At 70.3% G+C, this 18,325-nt stretch carries 17 protein-coding genes; 5 read left to right on the forward strand and 12 right to left on the reverse strand.

What is annotated here, in order from left to right:
- Nucleotides 1–38 precede the first annotated feature (38 nt).
- On the forward strand, nt 39–2,354 hold the full coding sequence (locus KHU32_RS10870; protein ID WP_213670120.1) for a methyl-accepting chemotaxis protein: 2,316 nt from the start codon (nt 39–41) through the stop codon (nt 2,352–2,354).
- Nucleotides 2,355–2,378: 24 nt separating this feature from the next.
- Here the strand turns inward: KHU32_RS10870 and KHU32_RS10875 are convergent, their stop codons facing one another.
- The 5 genes from KHU32_RS10875 to KHU32_RS10895 form a co-directional block, all read right to left on the reverse strand.
- Nucleotides 2,379–3,338 carry a tripartite tricarboxylate transporter substrate binding protein gene (locus tag KHU32_RS10875; RefSeq protein WP_213670121.1) on the reverse strand — a complete coding sequence of 320 codons (960 nt, stop codon included), beginning with the start codon at nt 3,336–3,338 and terminating at the stop codon, nt 2,379–2,381.
- 67 nt (nt 3,339–3,405) lie between these two features.
- The gene (locus KHU32_RS10880; RefSeq protein WP_213670122.1) at nt 3,406–3,741 is read right to left on the reverse strand and encodes a DUF6285 domain-containing protein; all 336 of its coding nucleotides are present in this window, start codon (nt 3,739–3,741) and stop codon (nt 3,406–3,408) included.
- Entirely contained in the window at nt 3,725–4,726 is a 1,002-nt protein-coding gene (locus tag KHU32_RS10885) for a phosphotransferase family protein (RefSeq protein ID WP_213670123.1), read from the reverse strand. The genes KHU32_RS10880 and KHU32_RS10885 overlap by 17 nt, the downstream gene beginning before the upstream one ends.
- Nucleotides 4,719–5,924: an acyl-CoA dehydrogenase family protein gene (locus KHU32_RS10890; RefSeq protein WP_213670124.1), complete on the reverse strand. Its 1,206-nt coding sequence runs from the start codon at nt 5,922–5,924 to the stop codon at nt 4,719–4,721. Before KHU32_RS10890 ends, KHU32_RS10885 begins: the two co-directional genes overlap by 8 nt.
- A gap of 13 nt (nt 5,925–5,937) precedes the next feature.
- A complete protein-coding gene (locus KHU32_RS10895) occupies nt 5,938–6,675 on the reverse strand; it encodes an SDR family NAD(P)-dependent oxidoreductase (RefSeq protein ID WP_249680956.1) in 738 nt (245 codons plus the stop codon).
- 202 nt (nt 6,676–6,877) lie between these two features.
- Here KHU32_RS10895 and leuC point away from each other — a divergent pair, with 202 nt between their 5' ends.
- The 3 genes from leuC to leuB are packed head-to-tail and all read left to right on the forward strand — an operon-like array spanning nt 6,878 to nt 9,997.
- Nucleotides 6,878–8,272 (forward strand): 3-isopropylmalate dehydratase large subunit, encoded by a 1,395-nt coding sequence (leuC, locus tag KHU32_RS10900; RefSeq protein WP_213670126.1) that lies wholly within the window; start codon nt 6,878–6,880, stop codon nt 8,270–8,272.
- Between the two features lies 1 nt (nt 8,273).
- Nucleotides 8,274–8,897: a 3-isopropylmalate dehydratase small subunit gene (leuD, locus tag KHU32_RS10905; protein ID WP_213670127.1), complete on the forward strand. Its 624-nt coding sequence runs from the start codon at nt 8,274–8,276 to the stop codon at nt 8,895–8,897.
- The gene (leuB, locus tag KHU32_RS10910) at nt 8,894–9,997 is read left to right on the forward strand and encodes a 3-isopropylmalate dehydrogenase (protein WP_213670128.1); all 1,104 of its coding nucleotides are present in this window, start codon (nt 8,894–8,896) and stop codon (nt 9,995–9,997) included. Before leuD ends, leuB begins: the two co-directional genes overlap by 4 nt.
- Nucleotides 9,998–10,022: 25 nt before the next feature.
- Here leuB and KHU32_RS10915 read toward each other — a convergent pair whose 3' ends face one another.
- The 5 genes from KHU32_RS10915 to KHU32_RS23085 form a co-directional block, all read right to left on the reverse strand.
- Nucleotides 10,023–11,441: a sensor histidine kinase gene (locus tag KHU32_RS10915; RefSeq protein ID WP_213670129.1), complete on the reverse strand. Its 1,419-nt coding sequence runs from the start codon at nt 11,439–11,441 to the stop codon at nt 10,023–10,025.
- Between the two features lie 79 nt (nt 11,442–11,520).
- Nucleotides 11,521–12,738, reverse strand: coding sequence for a beta-ketoacyl synthase N-terminal-like domain-containing protein (locus tag KHU32_RS10920; protein WP_213670130.1), 1,218 nt, complete (start codon nt 12,736–12,738; stop codon nt 11,521–11,523).
- Nucleotides 12,735–13,799, reverse strand: coding sequence for a beta-ketoacyl-ACP synthase (locus KHU32_RS10925; RefSeq protein ID WP_213670131.1), 1,065 nt, complete (start codon nt 13,797–13,799; stop codon nt 12,735–12,737). The genes KHU32_RS10920 and KHU32_RS10925 overlap by 4 nt, the downstream gene beginning before the upstream one ends.
- Complete coding sequence (locus KHU32_RS10930) at nt 13,796–14,245, reverse strand: 3-hydroxyacyl-ACP dehydratase FabZ family protein (protein WP_213670132.1); 450 nt, start codon at nt 14,243–14,245, stop codon at nt 13,796–13,798. Before KHU32_RS10930 ends, KHU32_RS10925 begins: the two co-directional genes overlap by 4 nt.
- Nucleotides 14,246–14,248: 3 nt before the next feature.
- On the reverse strand, nt 14,249–14,545 hold the full coding sequence (locus tag KHU32_RS23085; protein WP_314070051.1) for an acyl carrier protein: 297 nt from the start codon (nt 14,543–14,545) through the stop codon (nt 14,249–14,251).
- Nucleotides 14,546–14,602: 57 nt separating this feature from the next.
- On the opposite strand from KHU32_RS23085, the gene KHU32_RS10940 reads away from it, so the two are divergent.
- Complete coding sequence (locus KHU32_RS10940) at nt 14,603–15,598, forward strand: ATP-binding protein (protein WP_249680958.1); 996 nt, start codon at nt 14,603–14,605, stop codon at nt 15,596–15,598.
- Here KHU32_RS10940 and KHU32_RS10945 read toward each other — a convergent pair.
- Together KHU32_RS10945 and KHU32_RS10950 are read right to left on the reverse strand one after the other, a co-directional pair.
- Nucleotides 15,595–17,034: an MFS transporter gene (locus tag KHU32_RS10945; protein WP_213670135.1), complete on the reverse strand. Its 1,440-nt coding sequence runs from the start codon at nt 17,032–17,034 to the stop codon at nt 15,595–15,597. The genes KHU32_RS10940 and KHU32_RS10945 overlap by 4 nt on opposite strands.
- Before the next feature lie 52 nt (nt 17,035–17,086).
- Nucleotides 17,087–18,292 carry an MFS transporter gene (locus KHU32_RS10950; RefSeq protein ID WP_213670136.1) on the reverse strand — a complete coding sequence of 402 codons (1,206 nt, stop codon included), beginning with the start codon at nt 18,290–18,292 and terminating at the stop codon, nt 17,087–17,089.
- Nucleotides 18,293–18,325: the final 33 nt, after the last annotated feature.

Genomic DNA, 18,325 nt, shown 5'->3' on the forward strand with positions numbered 1-18,325 from the left:
GGACCGCTTAGGACAGAGCCGGAAAAGGAGATAGGTCCATGCGCTTCTTCCGCGATCTGTCGGTCGGCCGGAAACTGGCCACGAGTGCGGGCCTCGCCGCGCTGCTGCTGGCGGGCCTCGTGCTGCTCGTGACCCTGGAGAGCCGGCGGGTCAACGAGGAAAACCAGGCCGAGCGCCAGGCTATCGTTGCCCGCACGGCCGCCGATGCCGCGCTGCGCTATGCGGGAGAGGCCTATAGCGCGCAGCGCGGGGTCCTGCTCGCCAACGACACGGGCCGCCTGCAACGGGACGCGGAATCCATGCGCGAGGGGCTCGATCGGGCCGCGCAATCCGTTCAGGCCGCGCAACGGGCCGCGACCGCGCCCGCCGCGTCTCAGCCGTTGCAGGCGCTGGCCGCCGAGCTGGCCCGCTTCCGCGCGGGCTTCGACGATACCGCAGCGGCGCGCATCGAACTTCTCGAGAAGCGCGATCGGAATTTCTTTCCCCACTCCGCTGAATTCGATCAGGTGCTGGAGTCGGTGACCTCGAACCTTCAATTCGGTGCGGAGGGCGGCGCGCGGGAGGAGTTGCGCGATGTCCTGAACACCTATGTCGCCGCGGTGAACGAGGTGCGGATCGGCATCCAGCGCTACCTGGCGACGGAGGATACCGCCTCGGGCGAGCGCGTGCGCCGTGCCGCGGCCCAGGCGCGCGTGCATGCGCGCCGTCTCGCCGCTGCCGCGCCTGACAGCCTGAAGCAGGAGATGACGCGCCTGACCACGATCGGCCAGCAGCTCACCGACGAGGCCGAGGGGCTGATGGCCATCGCCGAGCGCATCCTCGACATCCGCATGAGCCGGACGGCACCCATCCGCGAGCGCATCATGGCCAGCTTCGCCGAGGCGACGACCGCGCTGGCCGAGGATGCGAGCCACCGGGCGCAAACCGCCGAGGAAGAGATGACGACGCTGTCGCGCAGCGTCTGGATCATCGGGGGCGTGGTCGCGCTGATCCAGATCCTCTCGGGCTTTGTCACGGCCCGTGCGATCGGCACGCCGCTGCGCCGCATCGCGGAGGCCGTGCGCCGCATCGCCGGCGGCGAGACGGCCGAGCCGGTGCCGGACCGTGACCGTCGCGACGAGATCGGCCAGATCGCGACCGCGCTGGAGGAGCTGCGCGAGGGTGTCGAAAAGGCCTTCGCGCAACAGCAGATGCTGGAGCAGATGCCGCTGGGCGTCATGATGGCCGACCCCAAGGACAATTACCGCATCCGCTACCTCAATCCCGAGGCCAGCCGCCTGATGGGCCTCGTCGAGACGAGCCTGCCCGTGAAGGCCGAGGCCCTGATGGGCCAGAGCGTGGACATCTTCCACGCCCATCCGCGCCAGCAGCGCGAGATCATGGCCGAGGCCTCCCGCCTGCCGCACCGCGCCCGCTTCCCGTTGGGCGATGAGGTGATGGACCTCAACGTCACCGCCATCCGCGACCGGCGCGGTGACTATGTCGCGCCCATGCTGGTCTGGAGCCTCGCCACCTCGCAGTCGCGGCTGGCGGATAATTTCGAGCAAGAGATCGGCGGCGTCGTGGATGCGGTGGCGACTGCGGCGGGGCAGATGCAGCAATCCGCCAACGTGCTCTCCGGCTCGGCCGCAACCTCGGGCCGGGAGGCGGAGGCGGTGGCCGAGGCGTCGGGCCGCGCGGAGGCGGATGTCCAGGCGGTGGCCGCCAGCGCCGAGGAACTCGCTGCCAGCGTGGCCGAGATCACGCGTCAGGTGGCAGAAGGGGCCCAGGTGGCGCGCTCGGCGGCCGACGAGGCGCGCGCGACCGACGGGACGGTGCAGGGCCTCGCCCAGGCCGCGACCCGCATCGGCGACGTGGTGCGCCTCATCAGCGACATCGCTGGGCAGACCAACCTGCTGGCCCTGAACGCCACGATCGAGGCGGCGCGGGCGGGCGAAGCCGGTAAGGGCTTCGCGGTGGTGGCCAGCGAGGTGAAGAACCTCGCGGCGCAGACCGCCAAGGCGACCGAGGAAATCGCCGCCCAGATCGGCGGCATCCAGGGCACCACGGAGCAGGCCGTGACGGCGCTGCGTTCGATCAGCCTGACCATCGAGCGGATGAACGAGGTCACGACCGCCATCGCCGCGGCCGTGGAAGAACAGGGCTCGGCGACGCGCGAGATCGCCCGCAGCGCGGCCCTGGTCGCCGAGGGGACCGGCGCCGTCACGCGGCGCATCAATGACGTGCGCAGCGCTTCGGGTGAGACGGGGCGCTCGGCGGGCGAGGTGCTGGTCGCCTCCAACGATCTGGCGCTGCAGGCCGGCGTGCTGCGCGACAAGGCGTCCGAGTTCCTGAAGCAGGTCCGGGCGCAGTAGCGCGGCGTGCCGCCGGCCTGGGGATCAGATCCTCAGGCCGAGCCGCGTGACCCGCGCCTCCTCCTCGTCGGCCGAATGGGCGATGAAGCGGCCGTAGTCGGCGCTGTTGAGATATTCCAGCGGCTGGTCGAGCCGCTCGAGCGTCGCGAGATGGGCCGGATCATGTGCGGCAATGCGGAAGCCGTCATGCAGCCGCTGGACGGTCTCCGGGTCCATGCCGAGAGGACCCACGACGCCGTAGGGCGAGGTCACCACCATGCCGGGATAGCCCAGCTCGATGAGGGTCGGGACCTCCGGTAGCTTGGGCGATCGGTTGCGAACCCAGACATTGAGCGCGCGCAGCTTGCCCTCCGCAATGATCTGCAGCGCGCCGGAGCCGCAGGCCATCGCCTCGATGTGCCCACCCAGCAGGTTCGGCGTCCCGTCGCTCTCGCCGCGGAAGGGAACATGGGTGAGCTGGATGCCCTCCTTTTCCGCCAGGTCGATATTGGTCAGGTGGGGCGTGCCGTTCGCACCGGTGTTCCCGATGCGGATGGCGTTGGGCCGGGCGCGCGCATCCGCCACGAAATCCGCCCAGCTTCGATAGGGGCTCTCGGCGCGGACGACGATCATGAAGAGGTAGCCCGTCAGATGGATGATGGGCGTGAAATCGGTGCGCGGGTTGAAGGCCATGCGTTGCATGAGGGGAAGGCGGATGGCCGGCAGCGAGAGCTGCGCCAGCGTGTAGCCGTCCGGCCGTGCGCCGCGCATGTTCGCGGCGGGCAATGTGCCGCCGCCGCCCGGCCGGTTCTCGATGATCACCTGCTGGCCGAAGGCCCGCGTGGCCGCCTCGGCGAAGCTTCGCATCTGCACGTCGGTGGCACCGCCGGGCGGGAAGGAGATCTGGATGGTGATCGGCCGGTTCGGAAAGGACTGGGCCCGGGCGAAAGCGGGCAGCAGCGCGGGCGCGGCAAGGCCACCCGCCAGGATCTGGCGTCTTTTCATGTTTCTCTCCCTGTAGCCTGCCCAGCCTAACAGGGCCGGGCCATGGGCGGGGGAGAGAAAGCCTCGTTCAGGTCCCGCGCAGGGCGCGCGGCGCGCTCACGGAGCACCGAAGGCGGGTCATCTCGGCCAACAGTGCGGCGGCCTCGGCATGGCGAGGCATGCCCGGCCTGAATTCCCCCGCGCGGATGCGCGCGGCGAAGGTTGCCGCATCGCCGGCGAGTGTCCGGAGGCGCGCCTCGGCCGGTGCCGGATCGGCCGCCGTGGCACGGGAGGCGATGGCGATGGCATTGGCCGCCATCCTCGCCTCGTAATGCAGCGCTGGCGGCAAGGCGGGGAGCAGCTTCTCCAGCAGCGCCTCGCGCGCGGTGGCGAGAAGGTCGGTCGCGTCAGGCGCTTCCAGCACCGAGGGCCTCCACCTGGCGAAGAATGTCGAGCTCCAGCTCGGGGATGATATGGGCGGTCAGCGCCAGCTCCAGCCCGCGCTCCTGGCCGGAAAGGTGCCGAGCGCCTTGGTCGGCCGCGATGACGGCCCAGCGGATGGTGCCGGCCAGCTCCCAAAAGGGCAGCCGCGCGGGATCGGCGCCGGGCCCATAGCCTTCCAGCAGTGGGGCGCGCGGGCCGAGACCGCCCGCCTCCAGCGCGAGGTTGCCGAAACGCCAGCAGGGCGCGCAAAGCCAGCCGAGATCGGCATGCGGATCGCCCCAGGCGGCGAATTCCCAGTCGAGCACGGCGGTGATGGCATGGCCCTGCACCATCAGGTTCCCGGTCCGGAAATCATTGTGGCAGAGGACGGGCGGCAGCGGGGGCAGGAGGTTCCGCTCAAGGGCCGAGAGGCCCCATTCCAAGACAGGCCGCGGCGTGCCGGCGGCGTCCAGGCGCTCGCGCATCGCGCGGATGAACTCGATGCCCGCATCGGCCGGCGGGGTGCCGAGGAAGGCCAGGTCCCCGCGCGGCGGCGCGATGCTGTGAATGCGCGCCATCTCGCGGCCCGCATGGCGGACGAGTTCGGCATTGCCACCCATCGCCGCCGCCTGCTTGGCGAGGCGGAAGGCCGTCGCCGTGCCGGCCACGCGGCGCATGACGAAGAAGGGCGCGCCGATGATCGTCGCGTCGTCGCAGCAGAAGAGCGGCTCCGGCACCGTCACGCCGGCCGCGAAGACCGCGCGCAGCAGCGCGTATTCCTCGCTGCGCGACAGCGAGACGGCGAGCGTGGCCGCGTTATCCGTCCGCAGCACCCATTCTTCGGCGCCGCCGCCCCGCGTGACGGAGAGCGCCCAGTTCTGCTGGATCGCGCCGCCTGAGAGCAGCGACGCCCCGCCGATCTCGACCGCGGCGCCGGCGGCCTGCGACAGCCAGGCGTTCAGCGCCGTGCGGCGGGTCTCATCCATGGTGGCCCCAGGCGAAGAAGTCGCCGCCCTCCCGACGCAGGAAGTTGGCGAGCACCATGCGATGCACCTCGGAAGCGCCGTCCACCAGCCGCGCCTGGCGCGCGTAGCGGTACATCCACTCGACCGGCGTGTCCTTGGAATAGCCCTTGGCGCCGAGCAGCTGGATTGCCGTGTCGGCCGCCTTATGGAGCGCATCGGCGGCGACGATCTTCGCCATGCTGACCTCCTTGCGCGCGAAGTCGCCCTGGTCGAGCTTCCAGGCGGCGCGCATGGTCAGCAGCCGGCTGATGTCGAGCTGCATGGCGGCCTCGCCTACCATCATCTGCACGCTCTCCCGGTCCGCGAGCTTCACGCCGAAGGTGGAGCGCTGCTCGGTATGCGCCTGCGCGATCTCCAGCGCGCGGCGGCCGAGGCCGGTCCAGCGCATGCAGTGCGTGAGGCGCGCGGGGCCGAGCCGGATCTGGGTCAGCTTCAGCCCGTCACCCACGCCCATCAGGCGGTTCTCGTCGGGAATCTCCAGCCCATCGAAGGTGATCTCGCAATGCCCGCCATGTTCCTCAGGCCCCATGATCGGGATGCGGCGCTCGATCTTCCAGCCGGGCTGGTCGGCGTGGAAGAGGAAGGCGGTGAGGCCCTTGCGCGGATCGTCGCTCGTCTTGGCCATCAGGATGAAGTGCTTGGACTCGCCCGCGCCCGTGATGAACCACTTGCGGCCGGTGATGCGCCAGCGGTCGTTGCCGATGCGCTCGGCGGCCGTATAGGTCATGCCCGGGTCGCTGCCGGCGCCGCCCGGCTCGGTCATGGCGAAGCTCGACTGGACCTCGCCGCGCACGACCGGCATGAGCCACCAGTCCTTCTGCGCCTGCGTGGCGACCTTGTTCATCACCATCATGTTGCCGTCGTCGGGCGCGGCCGAGTTGAAGCAGACGGGCCCGAAGATGGAGCGGTTCATCTCCTCGTAGCAGGCCGCCATGCCGGTGAAGGGCAGGCCCTGGCCGCCGATGTCTTCCGGCAGCTGCAGGCACCACAGGCCGGCTGCCTTCACCTCGGCGCGCAGCGTCTGAAGCAGCGCGGGGGCAATATTCTCGTGCTCGTCATAGCTCGCGCGGTCGGCCTCGAGCGGAATCAGCCGGTCGTTCACGAAGGCGCGGACGGCCTGGCGCTTGGCTTCGCTCTTGGGGTCGAGGGTGAAGTCCATGTCAGAAACTCTTTCAGATCGCGTTGATCGAATGGCCGCCATCGACCGTGAGGACCGAGCCCGTCATATGCGCGCCGGCCTGCGAGGCCAGCAGCAGCAGCGCGCCGTCAAGGTCCTCCGGCTTGCCGAGGCGGCGCTGCGGGATGCGGCGGATCATGGCCTGACCGCCTTCGGAGGCGAAGAATTCGGCATTGAGGTCGGAGGCGATGTAGCCGGGCGCGATGGCGTTCACGCGGATGGAATGCCGCGCGAGCTCGACCGCCATCTGCTTGGTGAGCTGGATCAGCCCGGCCTTGGCCGCCGTGTAGCCCGCGACGCCCGGGATCACGCGCAGGCCGAGGATGGAGGCGATGTTGATGATGGAACCGCCCGACTTGGCCGCGACCATCCGCTTCGCCGCCGCCTGGCCCACCAGGAAGGCGCCGCGCAGGTTGATGTCCAGCACGCTGTCCCAATCCTCGGCCGTCTGGTCGAGGAAGCCGCGCGTGGCGGCGATGCCGGCATTGTTGATCAGGATGTCGCAGACAGGGCCCGCGTCCAGCGCGGCGGCGATGCTCGCCTCGTCCTGCACGTCGAGCTTCGCGGCGCTGGCGCGCGACCCGAGCTCGGCGGCCAACTTTTCGCAGGCCTCGATGCGGCGGGCGGCGAGCACGACCTCGGCGCCGGCGCGATGGAGCACCCGGGCAAAATGGCCGCCCAGCAGCCCCGAGGCGCCGGTGATGAAGGCCTTCCGCCCCTCGAGTGAAAACATTTGTTGCGCTGCCTCCGTCATTGGCCGGAAGGATTGGAGGGCGGGGCCTGGATGGTCAACCCGGCGCGCCGGCCGGCCCGGTTGGCAGCGGCGCGCCTCCCTTGGCGAGGGTCGATCCTGGGTTCAGGATGCCGCGGTCGCGCTGTCGGCACAGGACAGGCGAAGGAACGGCCGTAAGGGCCCGAGCAAAAAGGGAACGCCCATGTCGGGCACCATGTTCGACCGCATCTGGGACAGCCACGCCATCGCCGATCTCGGCGAGGGATGGTCGCTGCTCTATCTCGATCGCCTGCTGGTGCACGATCTCAGCGGCGGGCGGGCCATGCGGGAGCTGGCCGAGAAGGGCCGTCGCGTGGCTGAGCCCAACAAGGTCTTCGCCGTGCCGGACCACGCCATCTCCAGCGCACCGGGCCGGACCGAGCACACCTATCCCAAGGGGGCGGCGCTGCTCGCCTCGCTGCGTGAGCGCAGCAAGGCCGAGGGCGTGCGGATCTTCGACATCGGCACGCCCGGCAACGGCATCGTCCACGTCGTGGGGCCGGAGCAGGGGATCGTGCTGCCCGGGCTGACGCTGGCCTGCGGCGACAGCCACACCTGCACCAATGGCGGCATGGGTGCCCTGGCCTTCGGCATCGGCTCGAGCGAGCTGGTGCATGCGCTGGCGACGCAGACCGTGCCGCAGCGCCGCCCGGGGACCTTCCGCATCCGCTACGAGGGCGTGCGCCCCGCCGGCGTCACGGCGAAGGACATGATCCTGGCCGCCATCGGCCGCTTCGGCGCGGCGGCAGGCACGGGCATGGCGATGGAATATGCGGGGAGCGCCGTGCGCGCGATGAGCGTCGAGGAGCGGCTGACCCTCTGCAACCTTTCCATCGAGATGGGCGCGAAGACCGGCATGGTCGCGCCGGACGACACCACCTTCGAATACCTCGCCGGCCGCCCCTTCGCGCCGAAGGGCGCCACCTGGGATGCGGCACTGGCCGACTGGCGCAAGGTACCTTCGGACCCCGGCGCGCGCTTCACGCGGGACGAGGCGATCGACATGGCGGAGCTCGCGCCGCAGATCACCTGGGGCACCAGCCCGGAGATGGTCTCGGACGTGACCGGCCATGTCCCGACGCTGGAGGACACGGTCCCAAGCCGCCGCGCCGGGCTCGAGGCTGCGTTGCGCTACATGGGGCTGGAGCCGGGCCAGAAGATTGCCGGGACGAAGGTGGACTGGGTCTTCATCGGCAGCTGTACGAATTCCCGCCTGTCGGATCTGCGCGCCGCGGCCGAGGTGCTGAAGGGCCGCAAGAAGGCCGAGCACGTCACCGCCTGGGTCGTGCCCGGCAGCGAGCAGGTGAAGGCCGATGCGGAGGCGGAGGGGCTTCACCATCGGTTCCGGGAGGCCGGCTTCGAGTGGCGCGAGCCCGGCTGCGCACTCTGCGTCGCGGCCAATGGCGAGACGGTGCCGAGCGGCGCGCGCTGCGTCTCCACGTCGAACCGCAACTTCGTGGGCCGGCAGGGCACCGGCGCGCGCACGCATCTCGCGTCGCCGGCCATGGCCGCGGCGGCCGCGCTGGCGGGCGCCATCGTCGACGTCAGGAGCTACTGAGATGGAAGCCTTCCGGATCGTCGAGGGCACCGCCATTCCGCTGATGGAAGCGAATGTCGATACCGATGTGATCATCCCGATCCAGCGCCTGGTCGGCTCCGGCCGGGAGGGGCTCGGCGAATTCGCCTTCGAGCGGCGGCGCTACCTGCCGGACCGCAGCGACAATCCGGACTTCATCCCCAACCAGGGGCCCTACAAGGGCAGCGGCATCCTGCTCGCCGACGAGAATTTCGGTTGCGGCTCCTCGCGGGAGGGGGCGGTCTGGGCGCTGATGGGCATGGGCGTGCGCTGCGTCATCGCGCCGAGCTTCGGCGACATCTTCTTCTCGAACTGCTTCCAGAACGGGCTGCTGCCGGTGCGCCTGCCGATCGAGGCCATCCGACGGATCGCCGAGCAGACCGAGGAAAGCCCCGGCAATGCCCGCACGACGGTGGACCTGGAGCGCAAGGTGGTGATCACGCCGCGCGGCGAGACCATTCCCTTCGCCGTGGACGACCGCAAGCGCGAGGCCATGCTGGACGGGCTCGACGACATCTCGCTCACGCTGAAGCAGGCGGATGCCATCGCCGCCTGGCGTGAGCAGGACAGGACGGAACGCAATTGGGCGTGGGAGAGTGTGGTTTGAAGATTCTGGTTCTTGCCGGTGACGGCGTCGGCCCCGAGGTGACGGGCCAGGCCGTGCGCGTGCTGCAGTGGTTCGCGCAGAACCGCAACCTCGATCTCCGCCTCACCGAGCGCGACTTCGGCATGACCAACTGGCAGAAGCACGGCACCCTGATGCCGGACGAGACCTGGGAGCAGATCCAGGCGGCCGACGCCATTCTCTTCGGCGCCACCGGCAGTCTCGATCAGGCCGCGGTCATCCCGCCGGAAGAGCGCCGCAAGGGCTCGCTGCTGCGCATGCGCAAGGGGCTCGACGTCTTCGCCAATATGCGCCCGGTGAAGATGCAGCCCGCGCTGGCCGAGGGCAGCCCCTACAAGCCCCGCGTGACCGAGGGCGTCGACCTCATCTTCGTGCGCGAGCTGACGGCCGGCATGTATTTCGGTACGCCGCGCGGCGTCGAGACCCTGCCCGACGGCACCCGCCGGGGCGTGAACACCCATACCTATACCGAGGCCGAGATCCGGCGCGCCGTGCGCTTTGCCTTCGAGCTGGCGCGCAGCCGGCGCAACCACGTGACCAGCGTGGACAAGGCCAATGTGATGGAGGCCGGTGCGCTGTGGCGCGAGATCGCGGGGGCGATCCACAAGGAGGAATTCCCCGATGTCGGCTTCGAGCACATGCTGGCCGACAATTGCGCCATCCAGCTGGCCCGCAACCCCACGCGCTTCGACGTGCTGGTGACCGACAACCTCTTCGGAGACCTGCTGAGCGACGCGGCCGGGGCCATCATCGGTTCGCTCGGCATGCTGCCCTCGGCCTCGCTCTCCGCGCCCGATGCCCAGGGGCGCCGACGCGCGCTCTACGAGCCGATCCATGGCTCGGCGCCCGACATCGCGGGGAAGGGGATTGCGAACCCGTTGGGCTCCATCCTCTCGGTCGCGATGATGCTGCGCTGGAGCGCGAACCGGCCGGAGGATGCGGCACTCCTGGAGAAGGCCGTGGAAGGCGCGCTGGCGAAAGGCGCGCGCACGGCCGATATCGCTTCGCCCGGCGAGGCGGTCGTCTCCACGAGCGGCATGGGCGATGCCGTGATCGCGGCGCTGGAGAACGCGGCGCGCTGAACCGGCGCCCGCTCGCCGCGCCGGTTCAGGCGGCGGCGAGCGGGAAGCGCAGGTCCCAGGTCACGCCGTGCTCGGGGAAGGCCAGCGTCACCGAGCCTTCCACGGCCTGCGCAACGGCCCATTCCAGGACGTCGCGCCCGAAGCCGCGGCGGCTGCTTGGCCGCACCTCGGGGCCGCCGGTCTCGCGCCAGGAAACCAGGCATTCCTCGGCCGTGGTCTCCCAGGACAGCCGCACCCGGCCATCCGGCACCGAGAGGGCGCCATATTTCGCGGCATTGGTCGCCAGTTCGTGCAGCGCCATGCCGATGTGCAGCACCGCCGGGTTGTGGAGATGCACCGGGGGGCCGGAGACCTCGATCCGGTCGTTCTGGAACGGGGCCAGCTGCACCTCCGCAACCTCGCCCAGTGTCGAGACCTGCCCATCCTCGCGCACCAGCAGCTGCTGCGCCTCGGACAACGAATGCAGCCGGTCGGAAAGGCGCTCCGCCAGTTCCTCCTGCGTCGCGGCGCCGGCTGCGGTCTGGCGCAGCAGGGCCTGCACGACCGCGAGCAGATTGCCGACGCGATGCTTCACCTCGTTATGGAGGAAGCGGATGCGGTCCTCGCTGGCCCTACGGGCGGTGATGTCGACGGCGCCCCCGATCAGGCCCGGCCCCTCACGCATCGGCTCCAGGATGATGTCGAACCAGCGCTCGCCCACCTGGACCTGCGCCCGCGCCTGCTGGCCGGTCTCGAGCACGCCGTGCTCCAGGCCGACGATCTCGCTCAGGGCCGGCTCCGGCAGCACCTCCTGCACGCTGCGACCGACGACGTCCCGGCCGGGCTGGCCGAGATCCCCCTTGCTCATCCAGGTGAAGGTGAGGTTCTCGTCCTGCGAGAAGACGGTGACGCCGGAGGCAGCGAGCGCCGTCTCGAACCGCCGGTTCACGGCCGCCAGCGTCTCCGTCCGATCGGCGACGCGGCGTTCGAGCGTGGCGGCGAGCTCCGTCAGCTCCGCTTCGCGCCGCTGCAGTGCCTGGACCAGCGTGTTGCGCTCCACGATCCGCCTCTCCAGCGCGGCATTGGCCTCGCTCAGGGTGGAGGGAGCGGGAAGGGCGATCAGCCTGGGCAGCAGTGGCCAGAGGAGGACGGCCGTCACGACCGAGACGCCAGCGGTGGCGACCTTCACCAGCCCCTCGAGCCAGTAATAGGGCAGCCAGAGCGTCAGAATCCCGAAGAAGTGCGACAGGCTGCAGAACAGCATGAAGCCGGCGAAAAGCCAGCCGAGCCAGGGGAAGGCGACGTCGGGCCGGCGGCGCAGGAAGGCGACGGTCGCCACGGCAATGGAGATGTAGGAGAGGGCGATCAGCACGTCCGAGGCCGAGTGCAGCCAGATCAGGCCCGGTTCCCAGAGGAGGCAGAAGCCGTGGGGCGTCAGGACCGACGGCTCGAAGAGGCTGCTCATCAGGCTGCTCATGAAGTCCCCCCGGGCCGGCCCGCCTACTCCACTACAAAACCGCCAGCCGCATGGATCGGGACGATTACTAGGTCACGGGGCCGGCGCCCAGGACCACGGAAACGTTCTGTCCGCCGAAGCCGAAGGAGTTCGACAGCGCCGCCGTGAAGCGGTGCGGGCGTGACACCGGAACCGTGTCCAGGCCCAGCGCGGTGTCCACGTCGTCCTGGTTGATGGTGGGCGGAAGCACCTGGTGCCGCAGCGCCAGCAGGCAGATGGCTGCCTCGATGGCGCCGGCGGCGGAAAGCGTGTGGCCGATCATCGACTTGGTGGAGCTGACGGGCGGCGGCGCCTCGCCGAACAGCATCCGGATGGCCTGGGCCTCCATCTTGTCGTTCTCGGGCGTGGAGGTGCCGTGGGCGTTGATGTAGCCGATATCGGCCGGCGTCAGGCCGGCATCGTCCAGGGCGCGCTGCATGCAGCGCACGATGGCCGACCCGTCCGGCGTGGAGCGGGTGCGGTGGAAGGTATCGGCGGCCTCGCCGGCGCCAAGCACGTAGCCCAGGATGGTCGCGCCGCGCTCCAGCGCATGCGCCTCCTCCTCAAGGATGAGCGCGCCCGCGCCGTCGCCCATCACGAAGCCGTCGCGCGTCAGGGTGAAGGGACGGGAGGCGGATTCAGGCGGGTCGTTGCGCGTGGAAAGGGCCTGCAGCAGGCCGAAGCGGATCAGCGTCTCGGGCTGGAGGCTGGCGTCGCTGCCGGCGGCGATGGCCTTGCGCGCCTCGCCTCGGCGGATCGCCTCGACGGCAAGCTGGATGGCCGAGCCGCCGGAGGCGCAGGCCGTGGTCACGACCTGCGGGACGCCCGTCGTGCCGAAGCGCTCGGCAAGGCGCGTCGAGGCCCCGCCGAAGAGGAACTCCTCGTAGAGAGGCATCGCCGTAGGGGCGGCGGCCATCAGCTCGGGATAGGTGTTCACGCCGAAGGAGAGGCGCTGCGGCCATTCGACCTCGACCGGCGGCATGCCGATGGCCAGCGGGCCGCCGAAGGGGCCCTCCAGGCCGGCCTGAGCCAGGGCCTCGCCGATCACCATCTCGCCCAGGCGTTCGACGCGGGCGGCGGTGGTGAAGGCGCGCCCTTCATCCTCGGGGAAGTCGACGCAGGCGGCGATCGTCGCGCGCATGCCCGTCGTGTCGAAGCGCGTGATGTGGCGGATGCCCGAGCGGCCGGTCGACAGCGCGCCCCAGTTCGCCTCGGCTCCCGCGCCGAGCGCGGTGACCAGGCCGATGCCGGTGACGGCGATCCTCATGCGGGCTTCTCCAGAAGGGCGACCGCCTCGCCGCGCCATTGGCCCGTCCCGGTCACGAGCACCTGAGGCGCGCCGGCCGCGATGGCCAGGGCGCCGAGGGCGAGGCCCATCGGGAAGGCAGCCTCCACGGCATGGCCGACCAGGTCGGCCGTGAAGAGGTCGGGCGTGGTGCCGAGGGCCGCCAGTTCGTCCCGCGTGGGGCCGGGAGCGCCGCAGGCGGTCGAGATGGTGAGGCAGCCGGGGCTGCGCTCCGGCAGCCCCGCGAAGAGGGCGGCAAGGCGATCGGGCCGGCCGGCTGCGGGGCCCTGGTCGGTCGCGATATGGGACAGCACAGCCAGGGGCGAGGCTGCCGTCGTGGCCGGTTCCAGCGTCAGGAAGGCCGCCGCGCTGCCGAAGACCATGCCCGGGCGCCCGGGCAGCGGCTGCCAGGGGCCGGCCTGCAGGGCGCCGCCGAAGGCATAGAGCAGCAGCTGGTCGAACCGCTCGCCCGCGAAGGCGCCGCCGACCAGGCCGAGCTCGGAAGTTCCCGCCGCGATGCGCGCGGCCTGGACACGAATGGCCTCGGCGCCCGCGATCTCCTCGCCGAGCAGCGTGCGCGAGGAGCCCGCGACGTTGTGGACGATGGAGATGGAGCCCGCGAGGAGATTGGAGAGCTGGGCAAGGAACAGCGTCGGGCGCAGCCCGTCCATCAGCATGCGATGGCGCCCGGCCTCGTCGGGCCTGACGGCCAGGATCTGCTCGTCCAGCGCCGTGTCGCGCTCGCCGCCGCCGGCGGCCACGATGAGATCCACCTCGGCCACGCGGTCGCGCAGGCCCGCATCGTCGAGGGCGAGGCCGGCCGCATAGACGCCCAGCCGCTGCCAGGTCTCCATCTGCCGCATCTCGCGGCGGGGGATGGTGGTGTCGAAGGGAAGGGGTGCGAGCGGATGGACCGGGTAAGGGGCGAAACGCACCTCGTCCAGGACGGGCGCGGCACCCTTCAGGAGTGCGGCATGCGCCGATCGGCCCTCGCCCTGCGAGGAGGCGAGGCCGACGCCGGTAATCGCGACAGGGCGCTTCATGCCGCAAGCCCGATCGCGGCCGCGCGGGTCCGGACGGCCTGCTCGAGGTCCGGGGAGGGGAAGGTCATGGTGCGCAAGGTCAGCTCCGCCTCGGCCACGCGGGTGTTTCCGTCGGCCAGGATGCCCTTCAGAACGGCATAGCCCGAGCCGTCATGGATCAGCTCGGCCGTGACGGTCAGGATGGCGCCGGGCTTCACCATGCCGCGCATCTTCGCCTCGCCGACCTTGGCCAACAGCGCCATGCGGGTGAAGCCGCTGCGGGCGAGCATGAGCCAGCCGCAGGCCTGGGCCATGGTCTCGACCATCAGCACGCCCGGCAGAAGGGGAAAGCCCGGAAAATGCCCCTCGAAGACGGGGCTTGCCTCGGGCACACGGGCTTCGGCGACGAGCCGGGCCTCCTCGCGGGAGGTGACCCGGTCGATCATCTCGAAATATTCCAGGCGCAAGCTTCAGGCCTGCTTGGCGGCCACGAGTTCCTCGATGCGCTCGGCGAGGGGGCCCATGACGAAGAACTGCTCGGCCGGGGCCTTGCCGCTGTTCACCTGCTCGGTCCAGGCCTCGACCGGCACCTTGATGCCGAAGCGCTTGTCGATCTCGAAGACGATGTCGAGGAAATCGAGGCTGTCGATGCCGAGGTCGTTGATGACGTGAGCCTCCGGCGTGATCTTCGCGCGGTCCACATTGGCCGTTTCCGCGATGATATCGGCGATGGTCTCGAAGGTCTGGTCAGGCGCGGCCTGGCTCACGGCGGCGGACTCCGGGTCGAATGAGGGGGTGGCAGGGTTTGGCGCGGATGGGCCGCCATGTCCAGCCGCCGCGCAGCCCGACGGGTCCGCGGCCGCAGCCCGGCGCTGATCCGCTCCCTCCCGCTGGACGGAACGGGCGGCGTCGGTGAAGAGAGCGCGCGCGGCATCTTCATGAGCATACCCGAGAATATGATGGATTCGTTCATCTCGTCTGAAAATGTGAAGACGATCCATGTCGTCGTCTATGGAGTTCATTCCCAGGACTGGACGAATGCTTTCGCCCCGGAGAGCGAGCTCTGGCACAGTCTGCCGCAGGTCGGTCAGGTATCCTGCATCGAGGCCGATCCCGGCGAGCTCGAGCGCCTGATGGCCGATAGCTCCCTGGAGGTCGTGGCGATTCCCCTCATGGAGGAGCATGCCGACCGGCTGCCTCCGCGGGTTGCCCGGTTCCATCCGTCCCGGCCGGTTTCCGACCTGCTGCGGAACAAGCGGCAGACGCTGGACTACGCGGCGGCGCAGGGCTTCGGGCATTGGTGCCCGGAGGTCTATGCCGAGGTCAGCCAGATCAGGTTTCCCTGCATCATCAAGCGGGTGGACCTCAATGCCAGCGCGGGGGTGGATATCGCCCATTCGCGCCGCGGGCTCGCGGCCCGGCTCGGCTCGGCGCTGGAGCTGCCGCCGGATGTGGTCGTCCAGGCCTTCGTCTATGGCTCCGAGGAATACGCGACCTACCTCGTGATGGAGGAGGGCGAGATCCTCTGGGATGCCACCTTCTGCTACGAGATGGAGTTCAGCGACGTGGTCCGGCGCCCGGGCACCGCGCCCGCGCAGCGAGTCGCGACACCGGGCCGCATCCTCGCGCAGTTCCGCGATTTCCTGGTGCCCTTGCGATATTCCGGCCCCTGCAACGTCGACTACAAGATCCGGCCCAATGGCGAGGCCGCGATCTTCGAGGTGAACCCCCGCCTGGGCGGCTCGCTGATGAAGCACGAGAACCTCGACCTGCGGCGCGAGGCCGTGGCGCTCATCCTGGATCGTGCCCGCTGTCCCTAGTTGGCTGGGTCGCTGGCCTGGGACAGCGGGCGCGCCACGTCTTCCAGCGAGCGGCCCTCGGCGGCGAAGCCCAGTTTCCATTCGGTGCCCGCGGCCACCAGCATCAGGCTCGCGCCAAGCAGATAGCCCCACATGATGTCCTGGCGTTGCCCGCCCTCGATGAGCCAGCCGAACAGCGCGGGGCCGGCGACGCCGCCCACCGCCGTGCCCAGCGCGTAGAAGAGCGCGATGCCGAGGGCGCGCATCTCCAGCGGGAAGCTCTCGCCGACCGTGAGATAGGCCGCCGATGCGGCGGCGGAGGCGAAGAAGAAGATGACGGTCCAGGCCGCCGTCTGCTCCCAGGCGGAGAGCCAGCCCTGCGCGAAGGCGAGGCCGGTGGCCGCCATCAGTAGCCCCGCGATCGCATAGGTCGCCGTGATCATGATGCGGCGGCCGATGCTGTCGAAGAAGTGCCCGAGCGTCAGCGGCCCGGCCAGGTTGCCCAATGCGAAGGCCAGCATGAACCAGCCGATGTGCTGGGCCTCGATCCCGTAGAACTTCGTCAGGATCAGCGCATAGGTGAAGAAGACCGCATTGTAGCAGAAGGCCTGGCACGACATGAGGACGAGGCCGAGGATCGCCCGTTCGGGATAGGTTCGGAACAGGGTCCGCGCCACCTCGCCGAGGCCGGTATGCCGGCGCGGGTTGATGGAGATGGGCTTGCCCTGGACCTTCGGCAGGGGGCCTGCCTCAACCTCCACCCAGGCTTCGATCTCGCCGACGACCTTCTCGGCCTCTTCCCGGCGGCCATGGGTCATGAGCCATCGCGGGCTTTCCGGGATCCAGCGGCGCAGGAAGAGCACCACGATCGACAGCGCGCCGCCGATCCCGAAGGCCAGCCGCCATCCGAGATCCGGATCGATCACCGCCGGGTCGAGCAGCACGACCGAGGCGAGCGCGCCGATGGAGGCCCCGCCCCAGAAGGTGCCGTTGATCGCGATATCGGTGACGCCGCGCCTACGGGCCGGGATGAGCTCCTGGATCGCGGAATTCACGGCGGAGTACTCGCCGCCGATGCCCGCCCCGGTGAGGAAGCGGAAGATGGCGAAGGACCAGAAATCCCAGGAAAAGCCGGTGGCGATCGTCGCGGAAAGATAGAGCAGGACGGTCAGGGTGAAGAGCTTCTTCCGCCCCAGCCGGTCGGCCAGCCAGCCGAAGAACAGCGCTCCGCAGACCGCGCCGAGCAGATAGGCCGAAGCCGTGAAGCCGATCTGCGTGCTGCTGAGGCGCAGGCTCGGCGAGTTGTGGATGGCGCCGGCCAGGGCGCCCACCAGCGTGACCTCGAGCCCGTCCAGCGTCCAGGTCACGCCGAGGGCGATCACCACCAGCCAGTGGAAGCGACTCCAGGGAAGACGATCGAGGCGGTGCGGGATGAGGGTGTTGAAGGGCGCGGCCATCCGGGAAACAAGCTCCCGGAGGGCCGCGAGGTTGCGTCGGACCGTTACCGGCTCAGGGCTGCGCGGGGTCCGACCGCACCCGCATCGCGGCGAGCGAACCCGCCGAGAGAAGGAAGACCGCCCCGCCGAAGACATGGGTGGTGGGCACGAGGCCGATGGTCTGCACCATCAGCCCAGCGAGCAGAGCGGGCAGGCTGAAAGCCAGGTAGCTCTGCACGTAGAAGGCGGCCAGAAGCCCGGCCCGCTCCTGCGGGGCAGCCAGCGGCAGCAGGCTGCGCGAGGCGCCGAAGAACCCTCCGCCCAGCCCACCGCCGATGAGCACGGCGGCCGCGATCAGCAGCGGCACCGAGCCGGTCTGCGCGCCGAGCAGCAGCGCCAGCACGCCGAACGAGAGGGAGCCGGCGCCGGCCGCGAGGGCACGCTGCGGCGGCAGGCCGCGCCACACCAGCACGGCAGCGGCCGCGCTCAGCGTCATCAGGGCCACCACGGCCCCGCCGATGAGCGGCGAGGAGACGCCCGTCACGGCCCGCAGCAGCGAGGGCATCAGCGAAAGGTAGAAGCCGCCCGCGGCCCAGGCCGCCAGGTTCATCGGCGTGATGGCGAGCAAGGTGCGCCGGGCTTGCGGTGGCACCTCCACATGCGGCCGCAGGGAGGCGAGGGCGCCCGGCCGCCGTGCGGCGGTCTCGGGGATCCACCAGATCAGCGCCGCCTGCGTCAGGAAGGCCGCCAGCAGCAGCAGGTAGACGAGCTGGTGCGGCAGCGGCGCATAGGCGGCCAGCAGGCTTGCGCCCAGCGCGCCGGCGGCCATCCCGGCGAAGGGGGCGATGCTGTTGACCATGGGCGCGCGGGCACGGTCGGCATCGAGCAATGCCGCGCCCAGAGCGGCCGCGCCCATGCCGGCCGAGAGGCCCTGGACGACCCGGGCCGCCACGAGCATCGCGGGTGTCTCCGCGGTGGCGAAGAGGACCATGGCGCCGGCCGCCAGCAGCAGCGCCGCCGAGATCACCGGCCGCCGCCCGATATGGTCGGAGAGGGAGCCCGCGGTCAGCAGCGCGACCAGCAGGGCCAGCGCATAGGCCGCGAAGATCAGGGTGAGGATGAGGGGCGGGAAACCCATCTCCTCCTGGTAGAGCCGGTAGAGCGGCGTGGGCGCGCTCGATCCGGCGAGGATGGTGCCGAGGGCGACGGCGCCGAAGCTGAGCATGGCGCGGGAGGGAATGGCTTCCCCGACCGCCATGCAGGGGTTGGTGCTGGACATCGGAGCTTGCGATCCCTTAATGCCAAGAATTGG

The organism is Roseococcus pinisoli (assembly GCF_018413645.1).
GTDB lineage: Bacteria > Pseudomonadota > Alphaproteobacteria > Acetobacterales > Acetobacteraceae > Roseococcus > Roseococcus pinisoli.

Coding starts and splice junctions, on each gene's coding strand:
- KHU32_RS10870 (WP_213670120.1), top strand. CDS start 39: ATGCGCTTCTTCCGCGATCTGTCGGTCGGCCGGAAACTGGCCACGAGT.
- KHU32_RS10875 (WP_213670121.1), bottom strand. CDS start 3,338: ATGAAAAGACGCCAGATCCTGGCGGGTGGCCTTGCCGCGCCCGCGCTG.
- KHU32_RS10885 (WP_213670123.1), bottom strand. CDS start 4,726: ATGGATGAGACCCGCCGCACGGCGCTGAACGCCTGGCTGTCGCAGGCC.
- KHU32_RS10890 (WP_213670124.1), bottom strand. CDS start 5,924: ATGGACTTCACCCTCGACCCCAAGAGCGAAGCCAAGCGCCAGGCCGTC.
- KHU32_RS10895 (WP_249680956.1), bottom strand. CDS start 6,675: ATGTTTTCACTCGAGGGGCGGAAGGCCTTCATCACCGGCGCCTCGGGG.
- leuC (WP_213670126.1), top strand. CDS start 6,878: ATGTCGGGCACCATGTTCGACCGCATCTGGGACAGCCACGCCATCGCC.
- leuD (WP_213670127.1), top strand. CDS start 8,274: ATGGAAGCCTTCCGGATCGTCGAGGGCACCGCCATTCCGCTGATGGAA.
- KHU32_RS10915 (WP_213670129.1), bottom strand. CDS start 11,441: ATGAGCAGCCTCTTCGAGCCGTCGGTCCTGACGCCCCACGGCTTCTGC.
- KHU32_RS10920 (WP_213670130.1), bottom strand. CDS start 12,738: ATGAGGATCGCCGTCACCGGCATCGGCCTGGTCACCGCGCTCGGCGCG.
- KHU32_RS10925 (WP_213670131.1), bottom strand. CDS start 13,799: ATGAAGCGCCCTGTCGCGATTACCGGCGTCGGCCTCGCCTCCTCGCAG.
- KHU32_RS10940 (WP_249680958.1), top strand. CDS start 14,603: ATGTCCAGCCGCCGCGCAGCCCGACGGGTCCGCGGCCGCAGCCCGGCG.
- KHU32_RS10945 (WP_213670135.1), bottom strand. CDS start 17,034: ATGGCCGCGCCCTTCAACACCCTCATCCCGCACCGCCTCGATCGTCTT.
- KHU32_RS10950 (WP_213670136.1), bottom strand. CDS start 18,292: ATGTCCAGCACCAACCCCTGCATGGCGGTCGGGGAAGCCATTCCCTCC.